The organism is Fructilactobacillus sp. X7R4C1, from assembly GCF_059901115.1.
Window position 1 is genome coordinate 350,777 of record NZ_JBWXVD010000001.1, and the last position, 18,766, is coordinate 369,542.

Genomic DNA, 18,766 nt, shown 5'->3' on the forward strand with positions numbered 1-18,766 from the left:
CGTGTCCCTTCTATCCATACTTTTCTGTCACGCCTTTAACCATAAGGAGATCGTCATGAAAATCGAAGAACAACTCTTTACTAATCTAAAACCCGACGTTTCTAAACTGATTCGTTTTGGCTTTAGGAAACAAAACAACGTCCTAACGTACACCACTCATCTCCCACAAATCAACTTTTCGGTCACCATTACCGTTAAGCAAAATGGCGAAGTAAGTGGCAAAGTAATCGACGATGATTACCACGCCGAATACACTAACTTTCGAGTTGATAACCCAGAGGGCGGCTTCGCCAGCACCATCAAGCAGAAATACACTGCCATCTTAAAAAACATTGCACACCAATGTTTTGACTACGCCCCAGTTAAAACGGGAACGAAGTGGCTCATCCCCGCCAATCCGAAATACTTTGACTTAGAAAAAGACTTCGCCAAAAACGGCACCATCATGTGGAAACAAACCACTCACATTCATGTCGGTGATTTAGTTTACATCTACGTGACGGCACCAGTTGCCGCCATCACGTATAAGTGTGTGGCCATCGAGGTGAATCAGCCGCACTACTACCACGATAAAAACATCACCATGCACTACGTTATGTTACTTCATTTGCTTACCAGATTTAATCCCAATGAATTTAACGCGGCCGTCCTAAAGAAGCACGGTGTCAAAGCCGTCAGAGGTCCGCGTCACGTTCCTCAATCTTTAAGTCGGATTCTCAAATAACCGCAACATTAATACTGAATATTTTGGTCTGCGACAATTGACTGGTAGTTCATTTTTTCAAGCCATTTTGGTAAACTCAGGTTCTCCATGATGTTCATGTCAACGTCTGGAGTCAAAATCGAACCGCCAGGAATCGCATCAACTGGAATCGAAAAGTAGGGTCCAACGGTAATCGCGTTGCCAATCTCACCTGGTTTCATCATGACGTGGGCAAAACCAATCCACGAACTGGCAAACGAAGTGCCCGCATCTTGACCACACTGGGCAATCGAGCGCGCGATGGCTTCTCTTCTTCTGGCCAAGAATTCGCCGAGGTCGTCCTCGTTGGGCGTGTTCCAGGTTCCAGCATCCTCAATGAACATGGAGGAATTATGAACGGGATCCTTCGCAATTGAAATGGCAATGGCGGACCAAACGCCGTAACTTTCACCCGGTTTTAGCGGGCGGTCTTCAATTGGTCGTTCGGCAGTGACGCCCTTGTTAGCACAAATAATGAAACTCCCCGGAGCCGGATAGTGCCGACGATTGTCAGCCGTTCCAAAGAATTCTACCAGCGAATCCTGCAGTGGTTTCCCATCGTAAATTGGTAGTTTCGAACCATCCCACTGGGTCACCTTAAACAACGGTTGTGCCCGATCGACTTCTGGATTTCTCAGGAGATCATATCCCAGAATGTGGCCCTGAACGCCCGTAAAGCTGGACGCCGTCATCATGTTAATCTGGCCAATGTAGGCGTTCTTACACTCAGCTCGGTCGTAAGACACGATTCCATCCAAGACGCCATCGTCCGTCTTTTCGCGGGTCCCAGCGTCAACTTTTAGGCCAGTAACATAGCCTGTTCCGAGATTCCCTGGCTCCATGTAACCCCGCGAATATTTTTGATAGGGACTAATCGCAATACGATCAATCCCCTCTTGATTTAAAATTTTGTCAATTTTAGCCATTTTTTGCCTCCTATAAGCGGAAAATTTATTTTGCTTTTGAGACTACGTTCATAATCGCCTAACTCAAAATTACTTGCAAGGAACATCACTTATTAATGCCCAAATGACGGTACTAAAACGATTTTATCTCCCTTTCTTATCAATCAATAAATATTTTATTAAAATTTCCTCATAAAAAGAGTGACACAATGTCAGCATTAGCGTTAAAATAATGTTAAGATTTACACAATAATAGGTGTGTATTGAAAGGAGATCCTAATAATGAAAAAAGTCTTAATACTAGGCGGTGGATTCGCTGGATTAAGGGCTTGCAAGCTTTTAGCTAAGAGTAAGGCCAATCTAGACATTACCTTGGTTAATAAAAATGCTTATCATTATGACTCGACCGGCCTCTACAAGGTCGCATCAGGAGATGAAGCACCAGAACGACTCATGTTTAGAATTACCGACATGATCAATCCTAAGATTCATTTCATAGAGGATGAAGTTATTAAAGTAAATGGTAAAGATAACACGGTCCAAACGAAAAACAACGGTGATTTAAGTTACGACTACCTGTTCAATGCGCTTGGATTTGAACCCGAAACGTTTGGCACCCCGGGTGCAGACGAGTTTGGGCTTCAGATCAGTGACATTGATAACTCAGTCGCTGACTACGAGAAGATTCAAACCACCTTGGATGCCTACGATGAGTTTAAGGATGCTAAGCTCTTGAACATCGTGGTGGTCGGCGGTGGTTTTACTGGCATCGAACTTTTAGGGGATCTCGTGCACATGGTGCCAAAATGGGCCAAAAAGTATGGTTTCAAAAAAGAAGAGTTCAAAATTACCTGTATCGCTCCGGGCTTTTTGCCAATGTTTAACAAAAAACTCGGTGACTACGCGCAACACTTCCTTGAAAAGAAGGGCGTTAAGTTCATCATGGGTGACACGGTGTCAAAGATTACGGCAGATGGTGCTTACTATGGTAAAGATGATAAATTCATCCCATCTCACTTAGTCTTCTGGACCGCTGGAGTAAAGGGATCTGACGTTATTCCCGATTCACAGTATCCAAACGAGAAACGAAACCGGGTCGCCGTTAACACGAACATGAGCTTAGACGACTTTCCTAACCAGTACATCATTGGTGACGTCTCAGCAGTTAAAGATGACAAGTCCGGTCGGATGTTTCCAACGACTGGTCAAATTTCCATCTACGAAGCGGACGTTGCCGTCAATGATTTCTTAAACAAACTAAATGGTAAACCCGCCATTAAGTTCGACTACAAATCAATGGGAACCGTTTGTTCACTTGGCCCATACAGTGGAATTGCCGAAATTTACATGTTCGGCATGACCTTTAAGTTAAAGGGATGGATTGTCCCAATCTTTAAGAACATGATCTTCAAGAAGAACGGACTTGAACTCGGAAACATTCGGACCATGTTAGAAAGTTAAATTGATTTAAGGAGGAACTATTCACAATGCTTAATTTAGGTTTAAGTGTTTTGCCGCTAGCGCGGATTCAGTTCGCTGAAACCACGATTTTCCATTTCTTCTTCGTCCCAATGTCAATTGGATTGGCATTGATCGTTGCAATCATGGAAACCTTCTATGCGGTGACCAAAAAACCAGTCTATAAGACGATGACGAGATTTTGGAGTAAGATTTTCTTACTTAGTTTCGCGGTCGGAGTTGTAACTGGTTTGATTCAAGAATTCCAGTTCGGGATGAACTGGTCTGATTACTCAAGATTTATGGGTGACATCTTCGGGGCGCCGTTAGCCATCGAAGCTCTGTTGGCCTTCTTCTTGGAATCAACGTTTATCGGGGTTTGGATGTTCACCTGGGACAAATTAAAACCTGCTTGGCACGCCCTAATGATTTGGTTGGTCTTCTTTGGTTCAGCCATTTCAGCACTTTGGATTCTATCAGCCAACAGTTTCATGCAACATCCAGTTGGTTACCGGATTGACCCTAAGACCGGTCACGCTTTAATGACTAGTTTTAGCGCCATTCTGACCAACCAACAACTCTGGTACGAATTTCCCCACGTGATCTTCGGAGCCTGTGTTACCGGTGGCTTCATCGTCGCTGGTGCATCGGCTTGGATGATCTTTAGAAAGAAGTGGCCCGACTTCTTCAGAAAATCAATGCGAATTGGTTTAGTCGTTGGTTTGATTGCTGTCTGCGGTAGCTTCCTTAGTGGAGACCAACAGATGCTTTACTTAAGCCATCAACAACCAATGAAATTCGCCGCTGCTGAAGGTGAATTTGAAAACGTTAAAAGTCCAGCTGCTTGGACGGCCGTTGAATTCGCTCATACTAACGAACACCGTGCTAGTTTCAAGATTGAGATTCCATACATGATGGACATCTTGACCTACCACAAGCTAAGTGGATCGGTTACTGGTATGAATGAAACTAATGCAAAATTACACAAGAAGTGGAATAGTCAGTTTGGCAAAGATATGAACTACTACCCACCAGTAAACACCTTGTTCTACTCATTTAGAATCATGGTATTTGGTGCAATGACACTAGCTTTCTTAGCCATCTGTGGACTGTGGTTCTCAAGGAAAAAGAAGAATACGATTGGGAAGCAGTGGTGGTTGACGCTACTGCTGACGGTTGGAACATTTGGACCGTTCATTATTAACACCTGTGGTTGGCTGGTTACTGAAAGAGGTCGTGACCCATGGGTTGTCTACGGATTACTGCCAATTGCCAAAGCGGTTTCGCCAAGTACGACGGCGGCTTCCGTGCTCTTTACCATTATTATTTACTTCTTCTTATTTGCCACTTTGGGTGTCTTCATGTTTATTTACGCACGAAAATCACTTTACAAGGGGCCTGAAGGTGTCGGCGATCACGAGAGCTACGATACCGAAGATCCATTTTCAAAGGAGGCTTTTGAGAAATGAGTTTATTACAACTTTTATGGTATTTCTTAATCGGATTACTGTTCGCACTGTTCTTAATTCTCGATGGAGCTGATTTTGGGGCCGGAATGTCAACAAGACTGCTGGCTAGTAATTACGACGAAGCAGCTTTGGTACTTCGAACGATTGGACCCCACTGGAGTGGAAACGAAGTCTTCTTGGTTGCCGCTGGTGGTTCAATGTTTGCGGCGATGCCAATGTGGTACGCCTCGTTGTTCTCCGGATTCTATCTCCTGCTGTTCTTTATCCTGGTGGCTCTAATTTTTCGGGGAGTCTCGTTTGAATTCTCCGAAAACGCAGAGACCAAAAAGGGCCGAAACCGATGGATGTGGGCCAACTTCTTTGGAAGTGTCTTCATCCCCTTCCTGTTCGGAATGCTTTTTACCGACATGATTCAAAGTTTGCCAATGGATGGTCAGGGTAACATCTACGTCACCTTCTTCGACGTTGTTAACCCACTTTCAATTCTTGGTGGAATCACGGTAACTGCTTTATGTCTCTACCAAGGCCTTCACTACATTTCCTTGCACACGGCGGGCTTAATTCGATACCACGCCTCAGCAATGGCATCCAACCTGTACTGGTTGGCATACCCAGTGGAAATTCTAGTTGTGATTGCTTTATATTTCCAAACCAACTTTTTCGAGACACATTTGGTCTCAACTGTAGTAGTATTAGCATTAATCGTTGCTACAACTATTTGGGGTCAAATTGCTAGTGGCTCTGGTCATGAAGTACAAGCTTATCTTGCAAGTACCAGTACCCTCGCCTTACTAGTAATCCTGATCTTTATTGGTTTATTCCCTAACGTATTGGGTGCCAATGATCCAGTTCACACGATTTCAATCGCAAATGCTTCTTCATCACCATATACGTTAGTTGTAATGACCATCGTGGCATGTATCCTCCTACCGCTCATCGCGATCTACTTTACCTGGAGTTACGTCTCACAATGGCATCGCATTTCGCTTAAAGATATGGAAGATGCCAATTCTGGATATTAAAAATTAAGGATTGATAAAACATGTTTGATAAACAACTTCTATCAATTCCTGGGGTCAAAAAATTAATTGCCAAGCTAAGTATTCTAGCAGTCGTTCAATCGGTCGCTATCATTCTAGAAGCCCTTTTTCTCTCACAGGCAATGGTGCTTACTTGGGAACAAAAAAAGATAGCAGCGTTAACCATACCTGTGCTATCTTTTTTTGTTGCTTTCGCATTAAGATACCTGATCACAAGAATTGAAAATCAAATTACCGATAAATTTGCCAGTCAGGCTAGTAGTCAGTTAAAAGAACAACTCCTACAAAAAGAATTCGAACTAGGACCCGCCATGGTCTCAAACATCGGATCCGGTCACATGGTAACATTGGCCCTTGAGGGAATCGATAAGGTGGAGAACTACCTTAACCTCATCTTGCAGAAGACCATTAACCTGGCGATCATTCCATGGATCATCCTTTTGTACTGTTTCTTCGTTAACTGGCTCTCAGCGGTCGTGATGCTACTGGTCTTTCCGGTAATCATCTTGTTCATGATTATTCTAGGACTTGCCGCTCAGGCTAAATCTGACCGACAGTATTCTGGCTTTAAAGAGATGTCCAATAACTTCATCGACAGCATGCGGGGGCTTAAGACCCTCAAACTCTTTGGCCTCAGTAAATCCTACGGAGACAACATCTATCGGGTTAGTGAAAATTACCGAAAGAGCACGATGAGCGTGTTAAGAGTCGCTTTACTATCGACGTTTGCCCTCGACTTCTTTACGACCATGTCAATTGCCATCGTGGCCGTCTTATTAGGTGTGAAATTAATTAACGGGACCGTGACCCTGCTTCCGGCCCTAATCATCCTAATTCTTTGCCCGGACTACTTTTTACCGGTCAGAGACTACGGAAATGACTACCATGCCACTTTGGACGGCAAAAATGCCCTGATTGACATTAACAAGATTCTGGATTTACCAAGTCCAACCAGCAAAATTAAACTAACCAACTTTCACAACTGGACTAAGGACAGTACCTTAAAGGTCAGCGACTTAAACTTCAGTTACGACCAAAAAGAGGACAACATCGCTGATGCCAATTTCAATCTGAACGGATTCGTTAACATCGGAATCGTGGGTCGATCTGGTTCAGGGAAGTCCACGCTTTTAAACCTCCTTGGAGGCTGGCTGTCTCCAACCAACGAAAACGGTCATCTCCCATTCAACGTTGACGGTCAAGCAATTGACAGTCTCGCTCAATCGGAATGGCAGAAGCACATCAGTTACATCCCCCAGGATCCATACATCTTTGCCGGAAGCATTGCCCAAAACGTCGCCTTTTATAAACCCGATGCTAAAGCTTACGCCATTGACTCGGCCATCGAAAAAGCGGGACTATCCAAGTTTGTTGCCAGTCTCCCAGATAAGGCGAACACCAAGATTGGTGAAGGTGGGAGAGGCATTAGTGGTGGTCAGGCCCAACGGATTGCCCTGGCCCGAACCTTGCTTGATACCGATCGAACCATTCTCCTGTTAGATGAACCAACCGCCCATTTGGACATTGAAACCGAATATCAACTAAAACAAACCATGGTTCCGATCTTCAAAAACCACCTCGTCATCTTTGCGACCCACAGACTTCATTGGATGAACGAAATGGACTACATTCTAGTCATGGAAGACGGCAAAATCGTTGAACAAGGAACTCAAACTGAATTATCCAACCAAAACGGAGCCTACAAGCAATTGATTAGTGAGATTCGAGGTGGAAACAATGCGTAAACTACTTAAAAACGATACGTGGATTAAACCGTACCTGACCAAGTACAAGGTCCTGTTATTCTGGGTCTTCTTTCTTGGCGTCTTGACCTTTGGGTGTGGGATTGGATTGATGTTCGTTGCCGGCTACTTAATTAGTCGTTCGGCCACTCATCCCTACAACATCCTGATCGTTTACGTCCCGGTCATCTTAACGCGGGCCTTCGGAATTGGCCGACCGGTCTTTAAGTACTTAGAGCGACTAAACAGTCATAACTGGGTCTTAAAGGTCACGTCTGCCCTTCGAAAACGGCTCTACACTACCCTGGAATCATCCGCCCTTTTTTTGAGTGAGAAATTTCAGACCGGTGATTTACTGGGTGTCCTAGCCGACGACATTGACCACCTTGAAAACCTGTACTTGAGAACCATATTTCCAACCCTTGTAGCCTACATCACGGGTATTATCATCATTGTGGCCTTAGGCATCATTAGTTGGCCCTACGCCATCTTCATGTTCGTTGCGTTTACCATCATCTTATTCTTTGTCCCACTTGCCTCTGAGGCCATGCGGGGGGCTTCTAAGGAATACCAAAAGTCGCTACTCCACCAGTCCTACGAAAATCTGACAGATTCGACCCTTGGAATCGCGGACTGGATGATTTCTGGAAGGGAAAAGGGCTTTCTTAATCACGTAAGAAAAAACGACCCGAAGATTGCCAAATCTAACGATCAGACCCACTTATTTGAGTGGAATCGTGAATTTCTCATTAAAGTAGTCTTCGCAATCGTCATCATCGGGACCCTGCTTTGGTCTAACCTGTACTTCAAGGGGTCACAGGAACTCGTTAACTACGCGGCCGCCTTCGTCATGGGAATCTTTCCGTTGATGGACGCCTTCGTCCCAGTCTCTCAAGCCTTAGAAGAGTGGCCAATGTACAGTGATTCGGTGGTCCACTTGAATCAACTTTCAGACGAAGAGAAGCAACCGTACGTCTCAGACGAAAAGTTGCCCGTACCAGCTGACTTTAATTCCATTAAACTCGATCACGTGACTTTTCACTACCAAGATGATCCAAGTGACATCATCAAAGACGTCTCGTTTAAGATTGATAAACACCACAAGTTAGCAATCATTGGACCCAGCGGAGTTGGAAAGACGACCCTCTTGCAGCTTTTAACCGGAGCACTTACGCCAACGACTGGACACGTCTTAATCAACAACATCGACGCCTACAAGTTTGAGTCTGACAGCTATAAATGGTTCAGTGTGCTGGATCAGAGTCCGTTTCTATTTGACACGTCGGTCTTAAACAACGTCCGAATCGGAAACGAAACCGCTACTGACGAAGACGTCAAAAAAGCCATCAAGGCCGTAGGATTGTCCGATTACATTGAATCACTACCAGACGGCTATGAAACGAACGTCAAGGAAAACGGAATCAGGTTCTCTGGCGGACAGCGGCAACGAATTGCGCTCGCACGCATCCTCTTGCAGGACAATCCAATTGTCCTACTCGACGAACCCACGGTGGGACTGGACCCGATTACCGAAAATAACTTGATTAACACCATCAGTCGAGTTTTAAAAGACAAAACCATGATTTGGGTTACCCATCACCTTCAAGGCTTAGACGAAATGAATGAGGTCATCTTCCTTGAAAACGGCGTCATCAAGATGGAAGGAAATCCGCAAGCATTGTATAAAAATAACGCCCGTTATCGTAGACTGTACGCAATGGACGTTGGGAAGTAATTATTCGGTTATTTAGAATACTGAAACAATTCCGAAATGATGGTTTTAAGAACAGCGGTACTCTCAGATTGTTGTAACTGCGCAATTAGGTCAAAAGCGTCGTCTAAGTACTGAGTATAAATCTGACGCGCCGCTTGCATTCCGCCACTGTCACTCACAATTTTAGCAATTTCTTTTAGATCAGCTTTTTTAAGCTGGTCTTTTTTTAGGATTTTTTTTAACTTTGGACCGTCAGCGGTCTTGAAAGTTTCAATGACAGGCAAGGTATACACGCCCTCACTGGCATCGTGCAGAGTGGGCTTTTCGGTTTCAACGTCTGGCTCAAAGTCTAGGAGGTCGTCTCGAATCTGAAACGCCATCCCAAAGTTCAAACCAATCTGCTCAGCAATCTGGACGGTGTTATTGTCAGCCATTGAAAGGATGGCACCCTCCCCCATTGCCACTTTGAAGAGTTCCGCCGTCTTTCCCTGAATCGAATCAAAGTAGTCCTGTTCACTTCGGTCTAAATCATACTTACTTTCGTCTTGGGCCAACTCGCCAAACAAGACGTCCTTCATGCTTTCAACGTTGTAACGCAAATTATCAAAACTCGGGGCATAGTCCAAAAGCATTTCAAAGTATTTCGTGAACAGGTAATCACCCAAGTAGATCGCTTCGCGCTGGCCAAATTGAGCGTTTAACGTATCTTCTCCCCGTCTTAGGTCCGATTGGTCAATGACGTCATCGTGGACCAAAGAAGCCAAATGAATGACCTCAATTGAAGCGGCGGCCTGGAGGAGTTTCTCTCGCTCAACTGCTTCTGTGCCAAAGTTACCCGCGATTAACAGGAGCGCCGCCCTTAGCATCTTGCCGTTTCCGTTAATTAGTTCTTCGATTCCCCGTTTAAACTCGGCCTCAGGAACCTGAATCTCTTTACTTATGAGTGATTGAACTTGAACCAGTTCAGATTCAATTTCAGGAAATTTATTCCAAATGGTTGTTTTCATGTCTTTTCCTTTTTTATGGTAACCTTACGATATTTTCATGGTACTATAATAACAGCATTATCCTTAATAATAATAACATTAACAATGACTTTCGGAGGCAAAACAATGAAGTGGAAATACTTTTATCAACTAACCGAGATGTACACCACGCCAGTCGACGTCTTAATCCTACTGTTCTGTGCCAGCTTTTCGTACTACTTTTACGGTTCCTTTAACTGGCTATACGCCATCTGGGCTTTCTTCATCGTGTTCTTGATGCATCTGTTTTTAAACCTACATAACAACCTGGAAGACTACGAACACGCGACCGACGTGACCGACTACAAGCACGCCACCAGTATCATTGGTAAGTACCACCTAAGTACCCGGATGATCTGGAAATGGGTCGTAATAATGGGGATAATTGTCGCCGTCCTTGGACTCACACTCGCATACTTGACTGGATGGCCGACGCTAATCATCGGCATCATCGGCTTTGGCCTCGGATTAGCCTACTCGGCGGGTCCGAGACCAGTGGACTCCACCCCATTTTGTGAACTTGCGACCGGCATGCTAATCATGTTTTTTGACCCGCTGGTCTACGTCTATTTAGGAAGCATTCATCGCTTTCACTTTTCCTGGGACAGTATCGTCGACGTCTTCTTGGTCACCATGTTCCTGTTTGTGCTTGCCTACATCACCCAACTCGCCAACAACACCTGTGACCTAAGAGAAGACATCGGAAATCACCGTTACACCCTGGTGTATTACATCGGACCATCAGACGCAATTAAATTATTTACAATTGTTTTCTGGTTGACAATCTTAATCATACCAATTTTATCCTTCTTTGGATACGTCCCAATCATTTCAAATTTAATTATTTTGGCTTATCCGCTGGCCTGGAAGAAAGTTAAAGTTTTTCAAACCAACCAGAACAAGCAAGAAGTCTATCATCAAATCGTTGGTGGGGTGACAATGTTAATGGGGTTGTATATCATTACTTACATGATCGGAACCATCATCAAAATCTTTCTTTAATTCATTTACACTGGAGGTAAATCATGACCTGGAAGTATTTTTATCAACTAACTGAGATTTACACAACACCGCTGGACGTGACCTGGCTCATACTTGCGGCTAGTTTTTCTTATTATTACTACGGCTCGTTTAACTGGCTGTACGCCATCTGTGCCTTCGTGATTGTCATCGCCCTGCACCTCTTTTTAAACATGCAGAACAACCTCGAAGACTACGAACACGCCACCGACAAGACGGACTACAAGCACAGTACGAGCACCATTGGGAGTAATCATCTGAGTCTCACGATGATTCGGCACTGGTTGTACGGTTTTGCCGCTTTCATTATAATCGCCGGTTTGATCCTGAGTTACTTTACCGGATGGCCGACCTTAGTGATCGGTGTAATTGGTTTTCTATTGGGACTGGCGTACTCGGCAGGACCAAAGCCCTTAGACGCCACCCCATTCTGTGAGTTAGCTGTCGCCACGTTAATTCCGTTCTTTGTCCCACTCATTTACATGTACATGGGAAGCATCCACCGATGGAACTTCACCCTTATGAGTGTGCTGGACGCCTTTTTGGTGACGCTATTACCGTTTATCCTCTTCTTCATCATTCAACTTGCAAACGACACGTGTGACCTCGAACAAGACATTGGTAATAACCGTCATACACTAGTCGACTACATCGGGAAAAAGAACGCCATTAAGGTGTTTGACTTGGTCTACTGGCTCTCAATCATCGTCATTCCAATTCTTTCTTTGGCAGTCGGCATTGTTCCCTACTTTGCCCTACTGACCATTCTAATTTATCCTTACGTTTGGACCAAAGTCAAAGTGTTTAACTTCAATCAAAACAAGGGAGAAATTTATAACGTCATCGTTAAAAACGTTTCACTGATCGTTATGTTATACATTTTGACGTACATGATTGGCACCATCATCATCTACCTATTTAAATAAACCAAAAGCACTTCTTTAAATAAACTAAAAGCACTTCAGAATTTTCTGAAGTGCTTTTTTAGGTTTAAAACTAGTGATGATTACTAACGTACCACGCTAGTTGATTCAGTAATTTATTTTGGTACTCATCATACAGACTTCTCAAGGGATGCAGATGATCCACCTTGACAATCCACGGCTTATCGAAGTTCGTATAGTGCACAATAACGGGATGATCCAACGCCTCTACTTGAGAACGCTGACCGTCCGCCGTCTCACTTTTGCGGTACTTGCCCTTAATAAGGTTACTTTGCACGTTGTACTTGGAGGGTAACGACTGCCAATCACCGTTAAAAATGGCATTTAAGGCATCCTGGTCCTGAAACCGCAACATTTCCGGATGGTCATTCGCAAGTCCGCGTGCTTTTTGTGAAATACCGGCGCTACGCCATTTCTCGGTATCAATTAGTAACAGGCCAGCGTTAAAGTAATGACCAGTTTTCTCACTGACTCCCATCTCACGTAAGCGGTCCAAGTACCCCGCATTTTCAACGGCGCCAATTACTTTCCCATTTAAATCAGCGTGATAAAGTTCATCAATGTTTCCCACACAAATCATATCAGCGTCAAGATAGAGAATCCTGGGACGGTCAATTTCTTCTGGAATATCAATGCGATAGTAAGTATTGCGTTTGATGATGCTGTTTGGGGCGTCCGTGTTGGCCTTCTGGTAGCGGTCCTCGTGGGTTTTTAAAAATTTCACCGTTCGACAGTTTCTAAAAAGCTTCGGAAGCGTGGCAATTAAGTTCTGATTTTTGGGATTTAGATAATCGTTGACGACAAAAAACTCAAAGTCCGCGTCAGGATTGTTTAAAAGGATGGAAGTGTAATTAATCGCCAGCGGCAGTGCCATGTTGTTGTCAGTGGTGGACGCAACCGTGAGCGGATGAGCCACTTCAGTTGGTTTTTCCACTAGGCCCAGTCTCCGTTACGAAAGACGGGAACGACCGTCCCATCAGCTTTAACACCGTCAATGTTCATGTCGTCAGAACCCATCATGAAATCAACGTGTTCTTGACTGCTATTTAAGCCAGCCTGGTCTTGTTCTTCCGGACTCATCTCGGTCCCACCAACAACACTGAATGGATAAGCAGCACCCAGGGCCATGTGATCACTGGCATTTTCGTCGTACAGGGTGTTGTAGAAAATGATGCCTGATTGTGAAATTGGACTAGGATCCGGCACCAGTGAAACTTCTCCGAGCGAACGAACTCCTGGATCGGTGGCAAGGAGGTGGTCAAGTGTCTTTTGCCCCTTCTTGGCAGTAGCCTTTACGACCTGTCCGTCCTTAAAAGTGAACTCCATGTCTTCAATTAAAGTGCCAGAATAGCTTAACGGCTTCGTCGAAGTGACGTGACCGTTAATCCGGCGTTTGTCAGGAGCCGTGAAGACCTCTTCGGTTGGCATGTTGGGCATGAACTTAACGCCGTCAACACTGGTACTGCCAGCCCCAACCCAGACGTGGTGCTTGGGTAATCCAACCTCCATGTCAGTTCGTGGGGAATGGTACTGAAGTGTGTCAAACTGTTCCTCATTTAACCAAGCTGCCTTTTCTTGGAGTTGGTTCTTGTGGTCCTTCCAAGCCTGAATGGGGTCGTCGTTATCAACTCGAGCGGTTTTGAAAATCTCGCGCCACAACTTATCAACGGCTTCGTCATCCGGCAAGTCAGGAAAAACCTGTTTCGCCCAGGCTGTGTCAGCGGCACCCACGACCGTCCAGGTTAAGTCGTTATTCTGTGTAGCAACCCGGACTGCGTTCGTGGCCTTCCCCATGGCAGCAGTGTTTTTGACCACCCGTTTGGGATCGATTTTGGCAAAAGCAGCCGGGTCCTCCGACAAAACTGAGATCCGAGCGGCGTGCTTATCAACGATGTAGTTGGCCTCATCAATCATGTATTGGGGAATGTTTTTCAACCGGTCGTCACTGGCATGTTCTAAAAATTGTTGGGACACAAAGGTATCGTCCCACTTAACCATCACATCGGATGCCCCGGCTTTATAGGCTTCTTTCACAATCATGTGGGCTAAGTCCTGGTGATGATCAGAGATATACAGAACGACCGTCTGGTCCGGTTGGACGTTTACTCCGACCTTGACAATCAATTCCGCATACTTTTTTAAATTACGATCTAATTCTTCCTTCTTCATGTAATCATCCCTTCTTCTCTCGTTGCATCCATTCTATTGATTTTTATTTTCAATTACAATTAATAAGTGTAACGCTTTGCAATCAAAATTTAACTTACGGAATGTAAGTCCGAAGCCACGGCTTTTCAACTTATCTGACTTCACAATTTCTCAGAAAGGGACTGGAGCGAGCGCGTGATACCGTGCTAAAATGGATGATATTACTTAACGAAATTGGAGGGATCGACGTGTCAAAAGCTGCCAAACGAGCAATTTTCATCCTGATTATTGCGAACTTTATCATTTGTTTAGGGATGAGTCTGGTAATTCCAGTCGAACCCTTCATTAAAAACGAATATCATCTAACCACCGCTCAGATGGGAACCATGACTTCGCTGTACGCCTTAGCTCAGTTCATCGGATCGCCGTTTGTCGGTCGAATCTCTGACAAGATTGGTCGGGCGCCAATTCTGGCTGGAGGACTCGTTCTTTATTCCGTCTCGGAAATGATGTTTGCGGCATCTAACACGCTGCTGTTATTCGATATTTCCCGACTAATTGGTGGAATTTCAGCCGCCATGGTGGTGCCAACGTCCATGGCAATGGCCGCTGACCTGTCATCCTCAGAACAACGAGCGAAGGTCATTGGCCTGCTATCGGCTGCCTTTAGTGGTGGTTTAATCATTGGTCCCGGGATTGGTGGTGCACTTGCCAAGTTTGGGTACAAAACACCGTTCTGGTTTGCAGGCGTCCTTGGCATTATCGCCGTCATCTTCTTCGTGGTGGGACTTCCCAAGCACATCAAACAGACCAACCAAAAAAGTCCCGTCATGGAAGAGGTCCACATTACCGAAAAGGGCTTGAAGTCCACCCTAAACGGTGCCATGATTGCTCTCTTCGCCATGATTTTAATCTCATCATTTGGTCTGCAGGGCTTTGAAAGTATCTATACGATCTACGTGAACCAGGTCTTTCACTTTACCCTTGATAACATTGCCGTCGTCCTAATCATTAACGGAATGATTTCTCTCGTCCTTCAGGTCGTTTTCTTTGACCGCTTGGTCCGAATGCGCGGTGAACTGGGGCTGATTCGTGACTGTTTCATCCTCAGTTCCATCTGTATCGTCTGGATTCTGTTTGCTCACAGCAAAATCGAAGTCATCATTGCCACCCTAGTGGTCTTTTGTGCCTTTGACGTGCTCAGACCTGCTATTACAACACTGCTAACTCGTTTTGGCAAGAATAACCAGGGATTAATCAACGGCTTAAACATGTCACTAACCAGTGTTGGTAACATCATTGGACCCATTTTTTCTGGAGTCCTAATGGACATTAATCCGCACTACCCCTACACGATCGTCGCCATTATTTTGCTGTTTTCGGCGTTCATAACATTTGTAGTTCGTTACGAAATGCGTCACACTAAGGGCGTCAAAAGTGATGAATAGAAACGGAGGAATTGCATATGGCAAAAAAAGTACTAATCTTAGGTGCCGCAGGACAAATTCCTAGCATCGTAATTCAAAAGTTATTAAAGGATACCGACGTTGACATGACCCTCCTAGCTCGTAACGCTAAAAGTCGGTTAACTGTCAGTGACCCCAAACGAGAAACTGTCGTTGACGGTGACATCAATGATGATGAAACCTTGACAAACGTTATGAAAGGTCAAGACATCGTCTTTTCGGATGTCCCTCACGCTGAGGCAATGAGTTCCGTTATCAAGGCCATGAACCAGGCAGACGTTAAACGTTTAATCGTCGCTGGTCTCCTCGACGTTGACGATACGGTCGTTGGACCATTTAAGAAGTGGAACAACGAGATGATTGGCAGTACCTACGCTGATCCCAAGAAAGCCTATAAAGAACTGCTTGACTCCGACATCGACTACACCTACTTGAAGATGACCTGGCTTTATAACGACAAGAACAACGAAAAATACGAAGTTATTCCCGCTGGCAGGCCATTTAAGGGTGCTCAAGTCACCCGGGAAGCCATTGCCAAGTTAATTGTCAGCATCATTGAAGACCCAAGCAAGTACCAACGTGAAGACATTGGCGTGGTTGAACCTGGTACTGAGGATCTTTCCAAACCTTCATTTTATTAAAAATTTAAATTCAAACAGTTGGCATAACGTCAGCTGTTTTTTTATTTACACCATTCCCTACAAACTACGTTATAATTGACCACGTAATAGCTTTAAATAAAGGGAGCGTTTTATATGTTTAATGAAAAAGAAAAAGGTTTTGATGGATGGGCCTTAATTGCGGGAATTATCTTTGTTGCCGCTGGACTCTTTGTCTTCATCAAGCCATTTGCCACACTGCAGGCACTAGCCGTTATTTTAGGAATCGTGGCACTCTGCATTGGCCTGTATCACTTGGTGCTTCATCATCAACTGCAAAAGAACTTTGATGTTTCGGGATACTTGATTATCATCAATGGAGTTATCGATATCATCATTGGTCTGATCCTGTTATTCAGCCGATCATTTGGCTTCTACCTCATCGCCATTGCCTTTGCGATCTGGTTCATCGTTGACTCTGGTCTAAGCATCTACTCGGCAACCAAAGCACAACAGAAGTCAGCCAAACGTTACTACTGGTTAATCGTAACGGCCGGCATCATTGGAATTATCATTGGAATTATCCTATTGTTTACCCCATACCTTTCAAACGCCGTTGTTATTATCTTCATCGGGATCTACTTCATCATTGAAGGAATTAAGTTGTTGGTAATGGCGTTTTAACTAAGCAAACCAAAAATGGCCTCACGTACCCAAATACGTGAAGCCATTTTCTTTTGTCAATTTTATTTAAATTAATGAGTTTCCCAAAAGCAGCATGATAAACACAAACACTTATTTTAAACCAACTTACTTGTATTATCTAACTAATAAAGATACAATTAATGTAGTTAAAAGGTAAAGTGATTTAAGTAAAGAGAGGTATATAATGACACCAGTTGTAAATACTAAAATATCTAAACAAGGTCAAGTTACTATTCCTGCTAGCGTACGAAAAGAATTAGATATAACGGACAGTACAAATATTTGTCTTACAGTTAAAGGTAACTCAATCGTAATTACCAAAAGAGATAATAAATCTGTTTGGAATAGCATATTAAATCAAGTCCCCGCCAAAAAAACTAAAACTAATGCTAAAGGCGAGATTGTTATTAATGATAATACTGATGATCAAGCATTAGTCGACTGGGGTCTCAATGGTTGATCAATTTGAAATTTATATTGCACGAGTAACTTTCATTACCCAAAATGGATTTAAAGATAGACCACTTCTAGTGTTGGGAACATTAGACAAAAACAAAATTGGATACTTTCCAATAACTTCTAGATATAAAACAAAGTCAGCTACTATAAAAAAGTCTTATTATCCTATTGTCGAATGGAAAATTGCAGGATTAAAAAAGCAATCATATGTTGATTGTGGAGTTTTAAGATCAATTGATAAAAAAGCAATCATAAATAAATCACCCATAGGAAAACTAACTGCTATAGATGCTAATGGAATAACGGACTTTGTACAAAAATTAAAGAACTTACATTAAACCCAAAAATGGCTTCACGTACCCAAATACGTGAAGCCATTTTCTCTTGTCAATTTTATTTAAATTAATGAGTTTCCCAAAAGCAGCATGATAAACACGAGCACTAGGTCCAAGTAAACAAAACTACTTACGACCTGCCATTTCCCCATCGTGTAACTCGACCAAATCGAATTAATGATAATAAAGACCAGCTCGATGTAAATTAGCAGGGCAATCAAACTACCGCCGACCATTGTGAAACCACCAATGACGGAATGCGGACCAAGGTGAAGGTGAAACGGTCCAAATTTCAGCCAGAAAACCACGACCGCCGACTGAATGACCAACAGGACGCTCAACACCACGTTAATCCAGAACATGATGCTGTTTTTAATGAGCAAAGGTTCTAACTGCCCACGAATCAAGAAGTAGCCGATTCCCGTCAAAATCACCATCACTAACAGGGTAATTCCAATAATCTCGAGATTAGCGCTCAAAAGTTGCTTATGACTCTCGGTCACGATGTTAATCTTGCGTCCCGTCCACGTGATGATGTCGCATCCCAAGATGAACACCATCCAGTAGATCAACATCATCCAAAACTTAGGATACACACTAATCGGGTGATAAATCATGAAGGCGTAGACGGCAGTGAAGAACAGCACGGCTAACACAAAGTACGGTCGATTCATCACCGAAGCGGCTGCTCCACAAATCAAGGTCGAAGCCGCGAGCCACGACCACTGATAACCCTTCCCCTTTGACTCAAAGAAAGCCATTGGAACCGCCATAAAAATGAAGATTAGACCAATCTCAGCCGACAGGTGAAAAGCTTCATAATAAAGTAAGTCTAAAATGACGAAAGCATACGCCACGAATTCCAGCGATAACGTTTTGAATTGACGCGTCTTGACAAGTTTTTTTAACATGAAATTCCCCTTTATTAGTTCTTCTGGTATCTATTTTACACCCAATTAAACTCAATTTTCTAAATGTTTGTACTATCGTGAGCG

Annotated in this window: 18 protein-coding genes; 13 read left to right on the forward strand and 5 right to left on the reverse strand. The window is 43.8% G+C overall.

Features of this window, described 5'->3' with window-relative positions:
• Nucleotides 1-55 precede the first annotated feature (55 nt).
• Nucleotides 56-724 carry an MmcQ protein gene (locus AC6UC9_RS01850; RefSeq protein ID WP_500700970.1) on the forward strand — a complete coding sequence of 223 codons (669 nt, stop codon included), beginning with the start codon at nucleotides 56-58 and terminating at the stop codon, nucleotides 722-724.
• 8 nt (nucleotides 725-732) lie between these two features.
• Here the strand turns inward: AC6UC9_RS01850 and hdcA are convergent, their stop codons facing one another.
• Complete coding sequence (hdcA, locus tag AC6UC9_RS01855) at nucleotides 733-1,668, reverse strand: histidine decarboxylase, pyruvoyl type (RefSeq protein ID WP_500700971.1); 936 nt, start codon at nucleotides 1,666-1,668, stop codon at nucleotides 733-735.
• 261 nt (nucleotides 1,669-1,929) lie between these two features.
• Between hdcA and AC6UC9_RS01860 the strand changes: the two genes are divergently transcribed.
• Genes AC6UC9_RS01860 through cydC form a run of 5 tightly spaced genes read left to right on the forward strand, consistent with a single transcriptional unit; the run spans nucleotide 1,930 to nucleotide 9,091 of the window.
• On the forward strand, nucleotides 1,930-3,108 hold the full coding sequence (locus AC6UC9_RS01860) for an NAD(P)/FAD-dependent oxidoreductase (RefSeq protein ID WP_500700972.1): 1,179 nt from the start codon (nucleotides 1,930-1,932) through the stop codon (nucleotides 3,106-3,108).
• A 26-nt stretch (nucleotides 3,109-3,134) separates the two neighbouring features.
• Nucleotides 3,135-4,574 (forward strand): cytochrome ubiquinol oxidase subunit I, encoded by a 1,440-nt coding sequence (locus tag AC6UC9_RS01865; protein WP_500693275.1) that lies wholly within the window; start codon nucleotides 3,135-3,137, stop codon nucleotides 4,572-4,574.
• Nucleotides 4,571-5,596 carry a cytochrome d ubiquinol oxidase subunit II gene (cydB, locus tag AC6UC9_RS01870; protein ID WP_500693274.1) on the forward strand — a complete coding sequence of 342 codons (1,026 nt, stop codon included), beginning with the start codon at nucleotides 4,571-4,573 and terminating at the stop codon, nucleotides 5,594-5,596. The genes AC6UC9_RS01865 and cydB overlap by 4 nt, the downstream gene beginning before the upstream one ends.
• A gap of 20 nt (nucleotides 5,597-5,616) precedes the next feature.
• The gene (cydD, locus tag AC6UC9_RS01875; RefSeq protein ID WP_500700973.1) at nucleotides 5,617-7,359 is read left to right on the forward strand and encodes a thiol reductant ABC exporter subunit CydD; all 1,743 of its coding nucleotides are present in this window, start codon (nucleotides 5,617-5,619) and stop codon (nucleotides 7,357-7,359) included.
• The gene (gene cydC, locus AC6UC9_RS01880) at nucleotides 7,352-9,091 is read left to right on the forward strand and encodes a thiol reductant ABC exporter subunit CydC (protein ID WP_500700974.1); all 1,740 of its coding nucleotides are present in this window, start codon (nucleotides 7,352-7,354) and stop codon (nucleotides 9,089-9,091) included. The genes cydD and cydC overlap by 8 nt, the downstream gene beginning before the upstream one ends.
• 8 nt (nucleotides 9,092-9,099) lie before the next feature.
• Here cydC and AC6UC9_RS01885 read toward each other — a convergent pair whose 3' ends face one another.
• Nucleotides 9,100-10,077 carry a polyprenyl synthetase family protein gene (locus AC6UC9_RS01885; protein WP_500700975.1) on the reverse strand — a complete coding sequence of 326 codons (978 nt, stop codon included), beginning with the start codon at nucleotides 10,075-10,077 and terminating at the stop codon, nucleotides 9,100-9,102.
• Nucleotides 10,078-10,182: 105 nt separating this feature from the next.
• On the opposite strand from AC6UC9_RS01885, the gene AC6UC9_RS01890 reads away from it, so the two are divergent.
• A complete protein-coding gene (locus tag AC6UC9_RS01890; protein ID WP_500693270.1) occupies nucleotides 10,183-11,097 on the forward strand; it encodes a prenyltransferase in 915 nt (304 codons plus the stop codon).
• Between the two features lie 23 nt (nucleotides 11,098-11,120).
• Nucleotides 11,121-12,041, forward strand: coding sequence for a prenyltransferase (locus AC6UC9_RS01895; protein WP_500700976.1), 921 nt, complete (start codon nucleotides 11,121-11,123; stop codon nucleotides 12,039-12,041).
• Between the two features lie 70 nt (nucleotides 12,042-12,111).
• On the opposite strand, the gene AC6UC9_RS01900 is transcribed toward AC6UC9_RS01895, so the two are convergent.
• Both AC6UC9_RS01900 and AC6UC9_RS01905 read right to left on the reverse strand, forming a co-directional pair.
• The gene (locus AC6UC9_RS01900; RefSeq protein ID WP_500700977.1) at nucleotides 12,112-12,993 is read right to left on the reverse strand and encodes a glycosyltransferase family 8 protein; all 882 of its coding nucleotides are present in this window, start codon (nucleotides 12,991-12,993) and stop codon (nucleotides 12,112-12,114) included.
• Complete coding sequence (locus AC6UC9_RS01905) at nucleotides 12,993-14,228, reverse strand: aminopeptidase (RefSeq protein ID WP_500700978.1); 1,236 nt, start codon at nucleotides 14,226-14,228, stop codon at nucleotides 12,993-12,995. Before AC6UC9_RS01905 ends, AC6UC9_RS01900 begins: the two co-directional genes overlap by 1 nt.
• 227 nt (nucleotides 14,229-14,455) lie before the next feature.
• Here AC6UC9_RS01905 and AC6UC9_RS01910 point away from each other — a divergent pair, with 227 nt between their 5' ends.
• The 5 genes from AC6UC9_RS01910 to AC6UC9_RS01930 all read left to right on the forward strand — a co-directional run bounded on the left by AC6UC9_RS01910 (nucleotide 14,456) and on the right by AC6UC9_RS01930 (nucleotide 17,774).
• Nucleotides 14,456-15,655: an MFS transporter gene (locus AC6UC9_RS01910; protein WP_500700979.1), complete on the forward strand. Its 1,200-nt coding sequence runs from the start codon at nucleotides 14,456-14,458 to the stop codon at nucleotides 15,653-15,655.
• Nucleotides 15,656-15,672: 17 nt separating this feature from the next.
• Nucleotides 15,673-16,314 carry an NAD(P)H-binding protein gene (locus AC6UC9_RS01915; RefSeq protein WP_500700980.1) on the forward strand — a complete coding sequence of 214 codons (642 nt, stop codon included), beginning with the start codon at nucleotides 15,673-15,675 and terminating at the stop codon, nucleotides 16,312-16,314.
• A 114-nt stretch (nucleotides 16,315-16,428) separates the two neighbouring features.
• Nucleotides 16,429-16,956, forward strand: a complete 528-nt coding sequence (locus AC6UC9_RS01920; RefSeq protein ID WP_500700981.1) for a DUF308 domain-containing protein — start codon at nucleotides 16,429-16,431, stop codon at nucleotides 16,954-16,956.
• A 205-nt stretch (nucleotides 16,957-17,161) separates the two neighbouring features.
• On the forward strand, nucleotides 17,162-17,437 hold the full coding sequence (locus tag AC6UC9_RS01925) for an AbrB/MazE/SpoVT family DNA-binding domain-containing protein (protein ID WP_500695493.1): 276 nt from the start codon (nucleotides 17,162-17,164) through the stop codon (nucleotides 17,435-17,437).
• Nucleotides 17,430-17,774: a hypothetical protein gene (locus tag AC6UC9_RS01930; protein WP_500696325.1), complete on the forward strand. Its 345-nt coding sequence runs from the start codon at nucleotides 17,430-17,432 to the stop codon at nucleotides 17,772-17,774. Before AC6UC9_RS01925 ends, AC6UC9_RS01930 begins: the two co-directional genes overlap by 8 nt.
• Nucleotides 17,775-17,833: 59 nt before the next feature.
• Here AC6UC9_RS01930 and AC6UC9_RS01935 read toward each other — a convergent pair whose 3' ends face one another.
• A complete protein-coding gene (locus AC6UC9_RS01935) occupies nucleotides 17,834-18,682 on the reverse strand; it encodes a hypothetical protein (RefSeq protein WP_500700982.1) in 849 nt (282 codons plus the stop codon).
• Nucleotides 18,683-18,766 lie beyond the last annotated feature (84 nt).